The 16195-nt window shown below is 61.1% G+C and carries 12 protein-coding genes; 10 read left to right on the top strand and 2 right to left on the bottom strand.

Translation table 11 applies throughout. The annotated features are described in order from the left end of the window. Positions 1-23 precede the first annotated feature (23 nt). The 6 genes from FQ192_RS21865 (at position 24) to phaR (ending at position 7891) form a co-directional block, all read left to right on the top strand. Positions 24-1646, top strand: coding sequence for an acyl-CoA synthetase (locus FQ192_RS21865; RefSeq protein ID WP_149660406.1), 1623 nt, complete (start codon positions 24-26; stop codon positions 1644-1646). A gap of 126 nt (positions 1647-1772) precedes the next feature. Continuing rightward, on the top strand, positions 1773-2099 hold the full coding sequence (locus FQ192_RS21860; protein ID WP_149660405.1) for a DUF485 domain-containing protein: 327 nt from the start codon (positions 1773-1775) through the stop codon (positions 2097-2099). Next, positions 2099-3769 (top strand): cation acetate symporter, encoded by a 1671-nt coding sequence (locus FQ192_RS21855; protein WP_149660404.1) that lies wholly within the window; start codon positions 2099-2101, stop codon positions 3767-3769. The genes FQ192_RS21860 and FQ192_RS21855 overlap by 1 nt, the downstream gene beginning before the upstream one ends. A 60-nt stretch (positions 3770-3829) precedes the next feature. After that, a complete protein-coding gene (locus tag FQ192_RS21850; protein ID WP_149660403.1) occupies positions 3830-5602 on the top strand; it encodes an acyl-CoA dehydrogenase C-terminal domain-containing protein in 1773 nt (590 codons plus the stop codon). A gap of 129 nt (positions 5603-5731) precedes the next feature. Next, positions 5732-7000 carry an OprD family porin gene (locus tag FQ192_RS21845; RefSeq protein WP_149660402.1) on the top strand — a complete coding sequence of 423 codons (1269 nt, stop codon included), beginning with the start codon at positions 5732-5734 and terminating at the stop codon, positions 6998-7000. A 369-nt stretch (positions 7001-7369) separates the two neighbouring features. Next, a complete protein-coding gene (phaR, locus tag FQ192_RS21840; protein WP_149660401.1) occupies positions 7370-7891 on the top strand; it encodes a polyhydroxyalkanoate synthesis repressor PhaR in 522 nt (173 codons plus the stop codon). Positions 7892-7926: 35 nt separating this feature from the next. Here phaR and FQ192_RS21835 read toward each other — a convergent pair whose 3' ends face one another. Next, a complete protein-coding gene (locus FQ192_RS21835) occupies positions 7927-8496 on the bottom strand; it encodes a phasin family protein (protein WP_149660400.1) in 570 nt (189 codons plus the stop codon). A 245-nt stretch (positions 8497-8741) separates the two neighbouring features. On the opposite strand from FQ192_RS21835, the gene FQ192_RS21830 reads away from it, so the two are divergent. Beyond that, positions 8742-11108 carry a DUF3141 domain-containing protein gene (locus tag FQ192_RS21830; RefSeq protein WP_149660399.1) on the top strand — a complete coding sequence of 789 codons (2367 nt, stop codon included), beginning with the start codon at positions 8742-8744 and terminating at the stop codon, positions 11106-11108. 21 nt (positions 11109-11129) lie between these two features. On the opposite strand, the gene FQ192_RS21825 is transcribed toward FQ192_RS21830, so the two are convergent. Next, entirely contained in the window at positions 11130-12167 is a 1038-nt protein-coding gene (locus FQ192_RS21825) for an AraC family transcriptional regulator (RefSeq protein WP_149660398.1), read from the bottom strand. 241 nt (positions 12168-12408) lie between these two features. On the opposite strand from FQ192_RS21825, the gene phbB reads away from it, so the two are divergent. The 3 genes from phbB to phaC all read left to right on the top strand — a co-directional run bounded on the left by phbB (position 12409) and on the right by phaC (position 16189). Next, positions 12409-13155, top strand: a complete 747-nt coding sequence (gene phbB, locus FQ192_RS21820) for an acetoacetyl-CoA reductase (RefSeq protein WP_149660397.1) — start codon at positions 12409-12411, stop codon at positions 13153-13155. A 57-nt stretch (positions 13156-13212) separates the two neighbouring features. Beyond that, entirely contained in the window at positions 13213-14391 is a 1179-nt protein-coding gene (locus FQ192_RS21815; protein ID WP_149660396.1) for an acetyl-CoA C-acetyltransferase, read from the top strand. 94 nt (positions 14392-14485) lie between these two features. Further along, the gene (gene phaC / locus FQ192_RS21810) at positions 14486-16189 is read left to right on the top strand and encodes a class I poly(R)-hydroxyalkanoic acid synthase (protein ID WP_149660395.1); all 1704 of its coding nucleotides are present in this window, start codon (positions 14486-14488) and stop codon (positions 16187-16189) included. The last annotated feature ends 6 nt before the right edge of the window (positions 16190-16195 follow it).

The raw sequence follows: 16195 nt of genomic DNA, 5'->3' as shown, positions 1-16195 counted from the left end.
CAATCAGCCACCGAGTACCCGTCATGTCGATCTTCGAACAAGGGCTTAGCCCTACGGCTGTCAATCATATCGCCTTGTCGCCGCTCAGCTTCCTCGAGCGCACCGCCCACGTTTACCCCGACTACCCCGCCGTTATTCACGGCTCGATCCGCCGCACCTGGGCGCAGACCTACACCCGCTGCCGACGCCTGGCTTCGGCGCTGGCCGGGCGTGGCATCGGCAAGGACGACACCGTCGCGGTCATGTTGCCGAACATCCCCGAGATGCTCGAAGTGCACTTCGGCGTGCCGATGATCGGCGCGGTGCTCAACCCGCTCAACGTACGCCTGGACGCCGAAGCCATCGCCTTCATGCTGCAACACGGCGAAGCCAAGGTGCTGATCACCGACCGCGAATTCCACAGCGTGATTCACGCGGCCATCGGCATGCTCGATCACCCGCCGCTGGTGATCGACGTCAACGACCCGGAATACGGCGAAGGCCAGGCTGTCAGCGACCTGGACTATGAAGCGCTGCTGGCCGAGGGCGATCCGGCGTTCGCCTGGCAATGGCCGGATGACGAGTGGCAAGCCATTTCGCTGAACTACACCTCCGGCACCACCGGTAATCCGAAAGGCGTGGTCTATCACCATCGCGGCGCCTACCTCAACGCCCTGGGCAACCAAATGACCTGGGCCATGGGCAACCACCCGGTGTACCTCTGGACCCTGCCGATGTTCCACTGCAACGGTTGGTGCTACCCATGGACCATCACCGCGCTGGCCGGTGTGCATGTGTTCCTGCGCCGGGTCGATCCACAGAAAATCCTCACCCTGATCCGCGAGCACCAGGTGACTCACCTGTGCGGCGCGCCGATCGTGCTCAATGCGCTGGTCAACATGCCGGACTCGGCCAAAGCCGCCATCGATCACCCGGTCAACGCCATGGTCGCCGGTGCCGCGCCGCCGGCCAAAGTCATCGGTGCCGTGGAAGAAATGGGCATCAAGGTCACCCACGTTTATGGCCTGACCGAAACCTACGGCCCGGTGACACTGTGTGCCTGGCATGCCGAGTGGGATGAATTGCCCCTGGATGAGCGCGCGCAGATCAAGTCCCGCCAAGGCGTGCGTTATCCGACGCTCGAAGGGGTGATGGTCGGCGACTCGACCACCCTGAAACCGACCCCGCGCGACGGCAAGACCATCGGCGAGATCTTCATGCGCGGCAACACCGTGATGAAGGGCTATCTGAAAAACCCGACCGCCACCGCCGAAGCGTTTGAAGGTGGCTGGTTCCACACCGGCGACCTGGCGGTGTGTCATCCCGACGGTTATGTCGAGATCAAGGACCGACTCAAAGACATCATCATTTCCGGCGGCGAGAACATTTCCACCATCGAACTCGAAGGCGTGCTTTACCGCCATCCGGGTGTGATGGAAGCCGCTGTCGTTGCCCGTCCCGACGAAAAATGGGGCGAAACCCCCTGCGCCTTTATCACCTTGAAAGCGGATCACCAGGACGTGCGCGAGGCGGACATCATCAGTTTCTGCCGCGAACACCTGGCCGGGTTCAAAGTGCCGCGCACGGTGATCTTCACCCTGTTGCCGAAGACGTCCACCGGCAAGATCCAGAAGTACGTACTGCGCGACAGGGCCCAGGCGCTCTAACCCTCCCACGCTGAACCCTTCAAGCGGCAGGTCGCGAACCTGCCGTTTCGGGCTCGTGCGCGCCGGATTCGGCGCAACGCGGCCCTGCCCCCACACACCGACAACAAAAACAATGTGGAGCTACCGATGATCGACATCCATTCAACCGACACCCAGCGTTGCGAACGGATTCGCGCGAATCCGAAATTCCTCCAACTGGTCAGCAGCCGTTCGCGCCTGGCCTGGACGTTGAGTGCCACGGTCCTGGGCACCTATTACCTGTTCATGCTAGTGGTGGCGTTTGCCCCGCAATGGCTGCATGCACCGCTCGGCGAGCACCGGATGTTGACCCTGGGCATGCCGGTGGGCGCGGCGATCATCATTTTTTCCTGGTTGCTGACGGGGTGGTACGTCTACCGCGCCAACACCCGGTTCGATGCGCTCGGCGCGGCGATTCTTGAGGAGAGCAAGTGATGAAGCGGCTCAGAAAGCTTTGCCTCGCGGGTGCAGCCCTGCTGTCGTCTGGCGTCGTACTCGCCGCGCCGCTGACCGGTGCAGTGGAGAAACAACCGCTCAATCTGAACGCGATCAGCATGTTCTTTGTGTTCGTGCTCGGCACCCTGTGCATCACCTGGTGGGCCGCGCGGCAAACCAAATCCACCTCGGATTTCTACACCGCGGGTGGCGGCATCACCGGGTTCCAGAACGGTCTGGCGATTGCCGGTGACTACATGTCCGCCGCCACGTTGCTCGGGCTGTCGAGCCTGGTGTTTGCCAAGGGTTACGACGGTTTCATCTACACCATCGGCTTCTTCGTCGGCTGGCCGATCATCACCTTCCTGATGGCCGAGCGCTTGCGCAATCTGGGGCGCTACACCTTCGCCGACATCGTGTCCTATCGCCTGGACCAGAACAAAGTGCGGATCTTCGCCGCGTTCGGGTCGCTGACCGTGGTGTGCTGCTACTTGATCGTGCAGATGGTCGGTGCCGGGCAGTTGATCAAATTGTTGTTTGGCCTCGACTACCCGGTGGCGGTGGTGATCGTCGGTGCGCTGATGCTGGTGTACGTAATCTTCGGCGGCATGATCGCCACCACCTGGGTGCAGATCATCAAGGCTGTGTTGCTGCTCGCCGGTGGTACGACCCTGGCGGTCATGGCCATGTCGCAATTCGGTTTCAGCTACGAAACCCTCGCCGCCAAAGCGGTCCAGGCCCACGCCAGCGGCTGGAACATCATGGGGCCAGGCGCAATGCTCGCCGACCCGATCAACACCGCGTCCATGTCCCTCGGGTTGGTATTCGGGATTGCCGGGTTGCCGCACATCCTGATGCGCTTCTTCACCGTGCCGAACGCCAAGGAAGCGCGTAAATCGGTGTTCTACGCCACCGGTTTCATCGGTTTCTTCTTCCTCGTGGTCTGCACCTTGGGCTTCGCGGCGATGGTGATCATCGGCACCGATCCGCAGTACTACGTCAACGGTGAAGTCGGCGGTGCCTTGATCGGCGGCGGCAACATGGTTGCCATGCACCTGGCCAAAGCGGTGGGTGGGAACCTGTTCTTCGGTTTCCTCGCCGCCGTCGCCTTCGCCACCATTCTGGCGGTGGTCTCCGGGCTCGCCCTGGCCGGTGCCTCGGCGATTTCCCACGACCTGTACGCCACGGTGTTCAAGAAAGGCAAGGCCAGCGAGAAACAGGAAATGCGCGTGACGCGCATGGCTACCGTCGGCCTGGGCATCGTCGCGATTTTGCTGGGCATTCTGTTCGAGAAGATGAACGTCGCGTTCCTGGTGGGCCTGACGTTCGGCATCGCCGCGTCGACCAACTTCCCGGTGCTGATCATGGCCATGTACTGGAAAGGCCTGACCACCAAAGGCGCGATCCTCGGCGGTTTCGCCGGGCTGATCTGTGCGCTGGTGCTGGTGATTCTGTCGCCAGCCGTGTGGGTCACCGTGCTCGGCCACGCCCACGCGATCTTCCCCTACGACCACCCGGCGCTGTTCTCCATGCCGCTGGCGTTCCTGGTGATTGTGGTCGTGTCGAAACTCGACCGCAGCGTGCGCGCCGACAAGGAACGTGATGCCTACGCCGACCAGTTCGTGCGCGCCCAGACCGGTCTCGGTGCCGCCAGCGCTTCCAGTCATTGATTGAAAAAGCACGGCCCGCCGTTGCGGCGCCGTGCCCACCGTCCCAACGAGGTTCACGCTATGCCCGAATTCAACGCTCCCCTGCGCGACATGCGCTTCGTGCTGCATGAAGTGTTCAACGCCCCGGCCCTGTGGGCGCGCCTGCCGGCCCTGGCGGACAATGTCGATGCCGACACTGCCGACGCGATTCTTGAAGAGGCGGCGAAAGTCACCTCGCACCTGATTGCACCCTTGAATCGCAGCGGCGACGAAGAAGGCGCGCATTGGGTCTATGGCCAGGTCACGACGCCGATCGGTTTCAAACAGGCTTACACCACTTACATCGAAGGCGGCTGGGTCGGCTTGTCCGGCAACGCCGAGTTCGGCGGCATGGGCATGCCGAAGATGCTCGCGGTGCAGTTCGAAGAAATGCTCTACGGCGCCAATTCCAGCTTTGCGCTCTATTCGGCATTGAGTTCCGGTGCCTGTCTGGCCATCGATGCCCACGCCAGCGAAGAACTGAAAAATCTCTACCTGCCGCCGATGTACGAAGGCCGCTGGGCCGGTTCCATGTGCCTGACCGAAGCCCACGCCGGTACTGACCTGGGGCTGATCCGCACCCGCGCCGAACCCCAGGCCGATGGCAGTTACCAGCTCAGCGGCAGCAAGATCTTCATCACCGGCGGCGATCAGGACCTGACCGAAAACATCATCCATCTGGTGCTGGCCAAACTGCCGGACGCGCCGGCCGGGCCTAAAGGGATCTCGCTGTTTGTGGTGCCCAAAGTGCTGGTGAATGCCGACGGCTCCCTCGGCCATGCCAACGCCGTGAGTTGCGGCTCGATCGAACACAAGATGGGCATCAAGGCCTCGGCCACCTGCGTGATGAACTTCGACGGTGCCAGCGGTTGGTTGGTGGGTGAAGCCAACAAAGGCTTGGCGGCGATGTTCACCATGATGAACTACGAGCGCCTGTCGATCGGCATTCAGGGCATCGGTTGCGCAGAGGCGTCCTATCAGAGCGCGGTGAAATATGCCCGCGAACGGGTCCAGAGCCGATCGCCGGTCGGTACCCTGGCGCCGAGCCAGATCGCCGACCCGATCATCGTCCACCCCGATGTGCGCCGCATGCTGCTGAGCATGAAAGCCATGACCGAAGGTGGCCGCGCGTTTGCCAGTTACGTCGGCCAGCAACTGGATTTGGCGAAGTTCTCCGACGACGCCCGGGAGCGCGACAACGCGCAAACCCTGGTGGCGCTGCTGACCCCGGTGGCCAAGGCATTTTTCACCGACACCGGCCTCGACAGCTGCATCCACGGCCAGCAAGTGTTCGGCGGTCACGGTTACATCCGCGAATGGGGCCAGGAGCAACTGGTGCGTGACGTGCGTATCGCGCAGATCTACGAAGGCACCAACGGCATCCAGGCGCTGGACTTGCTCGGACGCAAAGTGCTGGCCGACAGCGGCGTGGTGCTGCGCCAGTTCACCGGCGAGATCCGCCACTTCGCCCATCAGCCCGACGCGCCCTACTCCATTCAACTGTTCGATGCCGTGCAGCGCCTGGAAAATCTCAGCGACTGGCTGCAAGACCAGGCCGCGACCAACCGCAATGAAATCGGCGCCGCGTCGGTGGAATACCTGCACTTGTTCGGGTATGTCGCCTACGCCTGGCTGTGGGCGCGAATGGCCCAGGTCGCGAAGAAAAAGCGCAGTGACGATCCGGCGTTCTACGGCGCGAAAATCGCCACCGCCGATTTCTACATCGAGCGTTTGCTCCCGCGCATTTTGAGCCTGGAGCAATCCATTCGCGCCGGCAGTGGCTCGTTGTATGGCCTGAGCGCCGAACAGTTCTGACGATTGAACCGCACGCGGCGCCCCCGCTCCTCATTTTGGGCGTTCGCGTTTTTTACTGAACAAGCCCTCGCCCGTCTGGCGAGGGTGCATGGCCGACTATTCCAACAATAAAAATAAAGGGGCTTCACCATGGACCGTCACACCCGCACGCTCGCTACCCGACTGTTACTGGCCGGTGGCGTCATCAGCCTCTCGGCCCCCGCTGCCGCTGACTTTATCAAGGACAGCAAAGCCAGCCTGGAACTGCGCAACTTCTACTTCAACCGCGACTTTCGCCAGGACAACGCTGCGCAATCGAAACAAGAGGAATGGGCCCAGGGTTTTCTGCTGCGCTATGAATCGGGCTTCACGGATGGGTTGGTCGGCTTCGGTGTCGATGCTATTGGCCTGCTCGGGGTCAAACTCGATTCGAGCCCGGATCGCGCCGGTTCCGGGTTGCTGCAACGCCATCGCACCACCAGCAAGGGTGCTCAGGACGAGTACGGCGACTTGGGCGTGACAGCGAAGGTGCGCGCCTCGAAAACGGTGCTGAAACTCGGCACTTTGCTGCCGAAGTTGCCGACGGTGTTGGCCAATGATTCGCGGCTGTTGCCACAGACGTTCGAGGGCGGTCAGTTGACCTCGCTGGAAGTCGAAGGCCTGACCGTGGACGGCGGACGCCTGAAACAAGTCAATCAGCGCGATTCCTCCGACTATGAAGACATGGGCATCACCCGGACCGGCGCCAAAGGCATCATCACGCCGCACACCACCAGCGACAGCTTCGACTTTGCCAGCCTCAACTACAAATGGACCGGCAACCTCGCCACGGGCTACAGCTATGGCCATCTCGACAACCTCTACAGCCAGCACATGGTCAACCTGACTTACGTGTTGCCGGTGACGGCGGGCCAGTCGTTCAAGAGTGATTTGCGCTTTGCCCGCTCCACCGACGATGGCGGCAGCAACGTCGACAACAAGGCGCTGGGGGCGATGTTCACCTACAGCCTCGGCGGGCATGCGCTGGGCCTGGGTTATCAGAGCATGAGCGGCGACACCGGGTTTGCCTACATCAATGGCACTGACGCGTTCCTGGTCAACTTCGTGCAGATCGGCGACTTCGCCAGCAAGGATGAAAAGTCCTGGCAGGCCCGTTACGACTACAACTTCGCAGCCATTGGCGTGCCGGGGCTGACCTTCATGACCCGTTATCTCACGGGCGACAATATCGATCTGGGCGGCAATCGCCCGGAGGGAAAGGAATGGGAGCGCGATACCGATATCGGTTATGTCGTGCAGAGTGGCCCACTGAAGAACGTTGGGGTGAAATGGCGCAATGCGACCGTGCGCTCGACGAATTTCGGCAGTGATCTGGATGAGAACCGGTTGATCGTCAGCTATAGCTTGCCGATCTGGTAAGCACCACATGATCGTTCCCACGCTCCTGCGTGGGAACGATCACCGAAGCTGAACCACCACATCACCTGTAGGAGCAAGGCTTGCCCGCGAAAGCGTCGGCACATCCAACATCGACAGTGACTGACGCAACGTCTTCGCGGGCAAGCCTCGCTCCTACAGGGGGCGTGGTCGTCAGGCGGCGTTGCGGTCTGTTTGTGATCTTGTAGGAGCAAGGCTTGCCCGCGAAAGCGTCGGCACATCCAACATCGACAGTGACTGACACAACGTCTTCGCGAGCAAGCCTCGCTCCTACAGGGCTCGGCGGGTCGGCGACATCGGCGATAGTAGGTTAAGATGCCTGCAAATCAGGCTCGCCGCGAGACGCCCCGCATGACCGTTAACAACCCCAACACCCCCCGCCTGATCAAGAAATACCCCAATCGCCGCCTGTACGACACCCATACCAGCAGCCACTTGACCCTGGCCGATATTCGGCAATTGGTGGTCGATAAAATCCCGTTCCAGGTGGTCGATGCCAAAACTGGCGAGGACTTGACCCGCAGTATTCTGTTGCAAGTCATCCTCGAAGCCGAAAGCGGTGGTGAGCCAATCTTCAGCAGCGAGATGCTGATGGGCATCATCCAGTTCTACGGCCCGTACCAGGGCGTGCTCGGCAGCTACCTGGATAAAAGCATCCAGACCGTGATCGACATCCAGTCCCAGACCGGCGCCCAGTCGTCCGAGGACTGGAGCACCTTCATGCACCAGCAGGCGCCGGTGATGCAGGACTTGATGCGCCAATACGTCGATCAGTCCAAGGCGCTCTACCTCAATACCCAGAACATGTTCGGCCTGTTCGGCGCCAAGCCGGGCACCGATAACGGGACGAAAAAAAATGGCGATGGGGAATAATCCCATCGCCATCGGTGATGCTGGCCTGATCTGACTTATTTGTTGCCGTTGGTAGTCTTGGCACCTGCTTCTGGAGCAGCTTTGCCGGCGGCAGCGGTCGCAGCGTCGAAGCCACTCTGGGCTACATCAGACGCCTGCTTTACCGCCTTCTGTGCGCTTTCGAACACGGTACCGGCATTCGCCAGACCCGATTTGAAGGCCGCGACCACTGGCTCGGAGCCAGCCGGTGCATTCTTGCTGATCGACTCGACGAACTCATTCACCTGCTGAGTGCCCGCTTGGACTTGACCTTCGGTCAGTTTGGCGATCTCCGACTGGGTGCCGACGATCAGCGCCTGAACCTGACGATTGAATTCAGCCAGGCGTTCGGTTTGCGCGCTCGGTTGGGTGAACGACGCCTGCAAATCAGCGAAACCTTGTGGATCACGCACCGCCAGCAGCTTGCGCACGCCTTCGAAGTGCTCCTCGGTGGAGTCGCGCAGTGCCTTGAACTGCAACTGGCTCAGTTGTTCAACGCTGGCGAAGACTTTGCCGCTGATCTGCTGCAACAGGTCGAGGTTGGCTTTCTGGGTGGCTTGCAGTTTTTCCGAGTTGAAAAAAGACATGCTGAAATCTCCTGGTACTGGAAGGCCCATTCAGGCCTGAGGACGCGACAGCGATCCGGGCAGTCGTCGCGTTAGCCTTGATATTGCAGTGCACAAAAAGGTTTGGCAACGGATATTTTGTGCACTGCAAAATAAACGGTACTCCTGCGGTAGTTATTCACTATAGACTCGTGGAAATCCGATGACCGGCCTAGCCATCGCTAGACTGACTGACGATTCCCCCCGCACCGTGTCAGGAGTTCACCATGGGCCAGGAAGAAAATATTGCGCTGCAAGATGAGGGGCTTTCCCCGGCGACCGGGTTGTTCGAGCACCTGAATCACCTACAACAGCTCAATACCCGCAACGTGCTCGACGCGGTGCAGCAGCGCCAGGCAAAAACCTTCGCGCCGCTCAGCCAGGGCCAGCTCAAACAACCGACGGCGGCGCACTGGCAGGAATACTTCACCGACCTCAGCCAACGCAGCCTGTTGTTCTGGGACACCTTGCGCCAGCGCGGCGACAACACCTTGGCCCACGAGCGGGCAGGCTTTCCGCTGCTGCTCAAGTTCGAGCATGAAACCCTGGTCAACGGCGCCGACCTGCCGCGCCCGGTCAACTACTCACTGTTGCGCATCCTCAGCGCCGAACCAGCCATCGACAGCCAGCCACCGGTGATCATCATCGACCCGCGCGGCGGCCATGGCTCCGGCATCGGCGGCTTCAAGCAGGATTCACTCATTGGCGAAAGCCTGCGCGCCGGTCATCCCACCTACTTCATCTCGTTCAGTCACTCACCCGCTCCCGGGCAAACCCTGGCGGACATCGTCGAGGCGCAAGCGCGGTTCATCGAAACAGTCAGTGCCCGGCATCCCGCCAGCGCCAAACCGGTGGTGATCGGCAACTGCCAGGCAGGTTGGGCGTTGATGGGACTGGCCGCCACACGCCCCGAACTGCCGGGGCTGATCATCGTCAACGGGGCACCGCTGTCGTACTGGGCCGGGGTCAATGGCCGCAACCCGATGCGCTACACCGGCGGTTTGCTCGGCGGTGGCTGGATGGCGCGTTTGGGTAGCGATCTGGGCAACGAGCGGTTCGACGGCACCTGGCTGGTGAGCAATTTCGAAAACCTCGACCCGGCCAACACCTATTGGGGCAAGTACTACCACCTGTTTAGCGAAGTCGACACCGAAGCCGCGCGCTTCCTCGACTTCGAACGCTGGTGGGGCAGCCCGACGCTGCTGAACGGCGAAGAAATCGAGATGATTGTCGACGACCTGTTCATCGGCAATCAGCTGTCCGGCGGCCTGGGGCGCAAGAGCAGCGGGCTCGACCTCAAGCGCATCGAAGTGCCCGTGGTGGTGTTTTGTTCCTATGGCGACAACATCACCTCGCCGCAACAGGCGCTGGACTGGATCGCCGATGTCTACCCCAGTGACCTGGCCTTGCAGAACGCCGGGCGGACCATTGTCTACCTGCGTCACGCGAGCATCGGCCACCTGGGGATTTTCGTCTCCGGCGAAGTGGCCCGGCGTGAACACCGCGAGCTGCTGGGTGCGGTCGAGACCATCAACGCCCTGCCCGCCGGGCTCTATGAAATGCTGATCGACGATCTACCCGACACGCAATACGCCGTGCGTTTCGAACCCCGACGCATCGCCGACATCCATGGCGAAGTGCCGCCGCCCCGGGATGATGATCGCGAATTCGCCCTGGTCGAACGCGCCTCGAGTATCAACAACAGCGTGTACGACGGCTTCATTCGGCCGTGGCTGCGTCCGTTGATCAATGAACCGACCGCCGATCTGCTACGCAAGGCCCATCCGTTCCATCAGCAACAAGTGCTCTGGAGCAGTTCGAACCCGGCCCTCTGGTGGCTGGCCGGCAGCGCCGCCCAGGTGCGCAATGAGCGTCGCCCCGCCGCCACCGACAATCCGTTGCTGGCCTTGCAGGCGTTGTTCTCCAACCAGGTTCAGGACACTTTGAACGCCTACCGCGATCTACGCGATGCCACCCAGGAACTGTGTTTCTACGGCGTCTACGGCGCACTCAACCAACTCAGCGGCAACGTGCCAACGCGCGATCTGCAAGCCCACGCCGAGAACCACGACAAAGCACTGCTCGAACGCCTGCAAACCGCCCTGCCCCTGGGCGGCCTGATGGAAGCGCTGGTGCGCATCCTGTTCCTGCTGGACCGCGACAGCGACGCGCGAGGCAAAGCCAATCTCGACAAACTGCTCGAACAAATGCAGCGCTTGTTGCAGGACCACAGCGTCGAACCGCTGGATCTGCGTGACACCCTGCAAACGCAGAAAATGCTGGTCCTCACTTATCCGCAAGAAAGCCTGCAAAGCCTGCCGCTATTGCTGCCTGAAACCGAGGAGCGCCAGCAGGTATTGGCCGCCGTTGCCAATCTGCTGCCGGAACTGTTGAACGAGAACGCGGCCGGGCACGGATTCTGGTGCGAGTTGCACACCTTGCTTGAAGTACCGCTACCGGGTTTTGACCTGACTCAACCGCCCAGCGAGGCTGATGCAGTTCCTGAACAACCCGCGCCTGTCGCCAAGGTTGAAGTCCCGACGCCGCAACCCACCAAACCCCGCAAAACCTCGAAGAAACCACCAAAGAAATAAAACCGAACCGCATCGGCCAGATCAGGCCGATGCGGCTGTCTCGACGTCAAAAGATTCATCCGCCCGATACTGCCCCGGCGTCATCCCGAACCACCGGCTGCACGCCTTGTTGAAGCTGCTGTGGTCATGGAAACCAAGGAGATACGCCACATGCTTCATGTTGAAATGAGAGTGGCGCAGGTAGTAGTCAGCCAATTGCCGGCGCACCGCATTCTGCACATCCTTGAATTGCGTCCCTTCCTTTTCCAGCGAGCGTTGCAGCGTACGTTTGCTGATGTTCAGCGCCGCGGCGATCGACTCCATGTCGTACTGCCCTTGCCCCTGGCTCAACCGCTCGCTGATCAACGCGCGAATCCGGCCGACAATCGAGAAGCCAAACAGCAGGTCAAGTTGTGCCTCGGCAAAACTGTCGTGCAGCACCGCCAGTGTCTCGTTGGCCATGCTCAACGGGCGCAGCACTTCCTGGCCGTCGAACAGAATGCTGTCGTAGGGTGCGTTGAACTGCAGGTTGCAGCCAAACAAACGCCGATGTTCCGAAGTGTCGGCGGGTTCGGGATAACTGAACTGCACCTGCAACGGCTGCGGCGAGTTGCCGCCTGCCAGCCAACGGCAAAACCCCATCAGGGACGCCAGGGCGGCGTCGACGTATTGCCGGGGTTTGACCGAGCCGGCCTGCTGATGATCAAGCGCCGCCAATCGAAAGTTTTGCTGCTCAGCGGTGAAAAACAGGCTGAAGCCGGTACCGATCAACGGGCTGAAACGCACCAGCCGTTCTATCGCCCTTTTCAGGTTCAGGCTGGACATCATGGTGTAGCCGACAATCTGGAAACTGCCGGGATGGAAGTTGCCATAGGCTTTCAAGCCGATGTCCGGGTCAGCGCTGGCCTGCGCGGCCAGGGCCCACAATCGATAGATCGCCCGGCGTTCGCAAAACGCACCGGGCAGTTTCGCCAGATGGATGTCCAGTCCGGCCTCTTGGCACAAGCTGGCGACATCCAGTCCTTGAGCAGAAAGCGTATTCACCAGCACGCTGGCATAGCCTGAACTCATTCTGTACATGGGCGTCCTCAATGACCTGTGGTGCCGAACATCCTGTTCGGGCCATACGGATCTGCGTCTGAATCAAAGAATATTGGGCCGTTCAGTGTCGAGTGTTGATCCCAGTATAGGTACTCGTCGCTTTTAGCGACTTCTGGCGTCGTTGGACACCAAACAGTCACCTCACAACACTTCCCCAGCCCCCACCCATACCGAACAATCCTCCCATCTTGCAGCGCAAAATAATAAAAGGAAGAAGTCTATGAAGTCGCTTGGTCGTATTGCATTGGTAACCGGCGGTATGGGTGGGATTGGTACGGCGATCAGCCAGCGTCTTTACCAGGAAGGCTTCAAGGTGGTGGTGGGCTGCAGCGCCAATTCCAGCCGCAAGGAAGAATGGGCCGCCGCCCAGTCGGCAGCCGGGTTCGAGTTCCATTTTGTCTACGGTGACATCACCGACTGGGAGTCAACTCGCGCGGCGTTTGAGTGGGTCAAGGAGACGTACGGTCCGGTGGACGTGCTGGTCAACAACGCCGGCATCACCCGGGATGCCTCGTTCCGCAAGCTCACCCCCGAAGACTGGAACGCGGTGATCGGCACCAACCTCAGCGGCATGTTCAACACCACCAAACAGGTGATTGAAGGCATGTTGAGCAAAGGCTGGGGCCGGATCATCAACATCTCGTCCATCAACGGCCAACGCGGCCAGTTCGGCCAGACCAACTACAGCGCGGCCAAGGCCGGCATCCACGGTTTCACCATGGCCCTGGCGCGGGAAGTGTCGGGCAAGGGCGTGACCGTCAATACCGTGTCGCCGGGCTACATCCAGACCAGCATGACCGCGGCCATTCGCCCGGACATCCTCGACAGCATGATCGCCGCCACACCAGTCGGTCGCCTCGGCCAACCGGAAGAAATTGCCTCCATCGTCGCCTGGCTGGCGTCCGATGAGTCGGCCTACAGCACCGGTGCCGACTTCTCGGTCAACGGCGGCATGAATATGCAGTAACCCGTGCAGGGCAAGGAGGCCCTGCTGCCGTTCGACACATTCTTAATGAGGTCACGCATGAACGAAGTCGTAATCGTTGCCGCTACTCGTACCGCCATTGGCAGCTTCCAGGGTGCCTTGTCCGCGATTCCGGCCACCGAACTGGGCGCGGCGCTGATTCGCCGCTTGCTGGAACAGACCGGTATCAACGGCGAACAGATCGATGAAGTGATCCTCGGCCAGGTGCTCAGCGCCGGTGCCGGACAGAACCCGGCACGCCAGACCGCGATCAAGGCCGGCCTGCCCTTCACCACCCCTGCCATGACCCTGAACAAAGTCTGTGGCTCCGGGCTCAAGGCTGTGCAACTGGCGGTCCAGGCCATCCGCTGTGGTGACGCCGAACTGGTGATTGCCGGCGGCCAGGAAAACATGAGCCTGGCGCCTTACGTCCTGCCCAAGGCCCGCACCGGTTTGCGCCTGGGCCATGCGCAACTGCAAGACAGCGTGATTCAGGACGGTTTGTGGGATGCCTTCAACGACTACCACATGGGCATCACCGCAGAGAATCTGGCTGAGAAATACAGTGTCACCCGTGAGCAACAGGACACCTTCGCCGCCGCCTCGCAGCAGAAAGCCGCAGCGGCCATCGAAGCCGGGTACTTCAAGCGTGAAATCACCCCGATCCTGATTCCCCAGCGCAAGGGCGAACCGCTGGCCTTCGACACCGATGAACAGCCACGAGCGGACAGCAGCGCCCAGTCCCTGGGCAAGCTGAAGCCGGCGTTCCAGAAAGACGGCAGCGTTACCGCCGGCAACTCGTCGACCCTCAACGACGGCGCCGCCGTGCTGTTGCTGGCCAGCGCCGCCAAGGCCCAAGCCTTGGGGTTACCGGTCCTGGCGCGGATCAAGGCGTACGCCAGTGCCGGCGTTGACCCGTCGATCATGGGCATCGGCCCGGTTCCGGCCACCCGCCTGGCGCTGGAAAAGGCCGGCTGGAGCCTTGATGACCTGGACCTGATCGAAGCCAATGAAGCCTTCGCTGCGCAGTCACTGGCGGTCGGCAAAGAACTGGGCTGGGACACCAGCAAGGTCAACGTCAACGGCGGTGCGATTGCCCTCGGTCATCCGATCGGCGCCTCAGGGGCACGGATTCTGGTGTCGCTGTTGTTCGAACTGATTCGTCGCGATGGCCATAAAGGCCTGGCCACGTTGTGCATCGGTGGCGGGCAAGGCGTCAGCCTGGTCATCGAGCGCTAGTCACACCGAACTGCTTGCCTTTGCTAATGACGCGGCACCGTACGCGGTGTCGCGCTTTTTTCTGCCCGGCTGACCTTTGTGGGCAAGGAGTTCCATGGATAACAACGCGCACACCTTCAACACTTACTGGTCTGGCCAGGTTCCGTTCATTGCCTCCTTTGCAGTGCAACAATTACGCCTGTGGGTCAGCACTAATCCGTGGTTCACCGGGCAGGAATACAACGACTGGTTTGACCTGCCCCGTGGCACCCTCGACAGCCTGCAGTCCGACTATCAACTGCAATGGGGTGACCTCGGCCAGCGCCTGATGACCGGCCAGCCGTTCACCTTCGATGATCGACGCTTCGCCAGCGGCGCCTGGAGCCAACCGCTGTTCGGTTCACTCGCCGCGTTTTACCTGCTCAACGCCGGCTTTCTGCTGAAGCTGCTCGACAAGTTGCCGATCAAGGACAAGAAACCGCGCCAACGCCTGCTGTACCTGGTGGAGCAAGCCATCGCCGCCGGCGCGCCGAGCAACTTCCTGGCGAGTAACCCTGACGCGTTACAACGGGTGGTCGATACCCAGGGCGCCAGCCTGCTCACGGGGTTGCTGCACCTGGCCAGCGACCTGCAAGAAGGCAAGATGCGCCAGTGCGACAGCAATGCGTTCAAGGTCGGCGAGGACCTGGCGACAACACCCGGCGAAGTGGTGTTCGAGAACGAATTGTTCCAGCTGATCCAGTACTACCCGCAAACCGAAACCCAGTACCGGCGCCCGGTGTTCGTGGTGCCGCCGTCGATCAACAAGTACTACATCCTCGATTTGCGCCCCGACAACTCGATGATCGGCCATCTGTTGCAGCAAGGCCATCCGGTGTTTCTGATGTCCTGGCGCAACTTCGACCAGGCCCACGCCAACACCACGTGGGATGACCTGATCGAAACCGGCATCATCAAAGGCCTGCAAGTGACCCGCGAGATCAGCGGCGAGCAACGACCCAATTGCGTCGGCTTCTGTATCGGCGGCACGCTGTTGAGCACGGCGCTGGCGGTGTTGGCCGCGCGTGGCGATAAAGACATCGCCAGCGTCAGCCTGTTGACCACATTCCTCGATTACCTCGACACCGGCCCCATCGACATCTTTGTCGACGAAAAACTGGTGGCCTACCGCGAACGCACCATCGGCGGGCTGGACGGCCCCATCGGCCTGTTCAAGGGCGAGGACATGGGCAACACCTTCTCCCTGCTGCGCCCCAATGACTTGTGGTGGAACTACAACGTCGACAAATACCTCAAGGGCCAGAAGCCGGTCGCCCTGGACCTGCTGTTCTGGAACAACGACAGCACCAACCTGCCCGGCCCGATGTATTGCTGGTATTTGCGCCACACGTATTTGCAGAACGACTTGAAGTCCGGTGAGCTGGATTGCTGCGGGGTCAAACTCGACCTGCGGGCCATCGAGGCACCGGCCTACATCCTCGCCACCCACGACGACCACATCGTGCCGTGGCGAAGCGCCTACGCCAGCACCGAACTGCTCGGCGGGACCAAGCGCTTTGTGCTCGGCGCCTCGGGGCATATCGCCGGGGTGATCAACCCGCCGGCCAATCAGAAGCGTCATTACTGGACCAACAACCGCATCAGCAAAAAACCGGACACATGGTTCATGAATGCCCAGCAACATCCCGGTAGCTGGTGGAATGACTGGTTTGCCTGGCTGGCCGAACACGCCGGGGAGCGCCAGCCTTCGGCGCTGCACATCGGCAATGCCCAATTCCCGGCGATTGAGTCGGCACCGGGGCGGTATGTGATGCAATGACCCGCC

Origin of the sequence: Pseudomonas sp. ANT_J12, assembly GCF_008370045.1 — a bacterium.
In the GTDB taxonomy this organism is placed as follows: domain Bacteria; phylum Pseudomonadota; class Gammaproteobacteria; order Pseudomonadales; family Pseudomonadaceae; genus Aquipseudomonas.
This window is presented reverse-complemented; position numbering and strand designations above follow the sequence as displayed.

Bases quoted from the DNA above. Each gene is read 5' to 3' on its own strand.
- FQ192_RS21855 (WP_149660404.1), top strand. From the start codon at position 2,099: ATGAAGCGGCTCAGAAAGCTTTGCCTCGCGGGTGCAGCCCTGCTGTCG.
- FQ192_RS21815 (WP_149660396.1), top strand. From the start codon at position 13,213: ATGAACGAAGTCGTAATCGTTGCCGCTACTCGTACCGCCATTGGCAGC.
- phbB (WP_149660397.1), top strand. From the start codon at position 12,409: ATGAAGTCGCTTGGTCGTATTGCATTGGTAACCGGCGGTATGGGTGGG.
- phaC (WP_149660395.1), top strand. From the start codon at position 14,486: ATGGATAACAACGCGCACACCTTCAACACTTACTGGTCTGGCCAGGTT.
- FQ192_RS21860 (WP_149660405.1), top strand. From the start codon at position 1,773: ATGATCGACATCCATTCAACCGACACCCAGCGTTGCGAACGGATTCGC.
- FQ192_RS21830 (WP_149660399.1), top strand. From the start codon at position 8,742: ATGGGCCAGGAAGAAAATATTGCGCTGCAAGATGAGGGGCTTTCCCCG.
- FQ192_RS21850 (WP_149660403.1), top strand. From the start codon at position 3,830: ATGCCCGAATTCAACGCTCCCCTGCGCGACATGCGCTTCGTGCTGCAT.
- FQ192_RS21825 (WP_149660398.1), bottom strand. From the start codon at position 12,167: ATGTACAGAATGAGTTCAGGCTATGCCAGCGTGCTGGTGAATACGCTT.
- FQ192_RS21835 (WP_149660400.1), bottom strand. From the start codon at position 8,496: ATGTCTTTTTTCAACTCGGAAAAACTGCAAGCCACCCAGAAAGCCAAC.
- phaR (WP_149660401.1), top strand. From the start codon at position 7,370: ATGACCGTTAACAACCCCAACACCCCCCGCCTGATCAAGAAATACCCC.
- FQ192_RS21865 (WP_149660406.1), top strand. From the start codon at position 24: ATGTCGATCTTCGAACAAGGGCTTAGCCCTACGGCTGTCAATCATATC.
- FQ192_RS21845 (WP_149660402.1), top strand. From the start codon at position 5,732: ATGGACCGTCACACCCGCACGCTCGCTACCCGACTGTTACTGGCCGGT.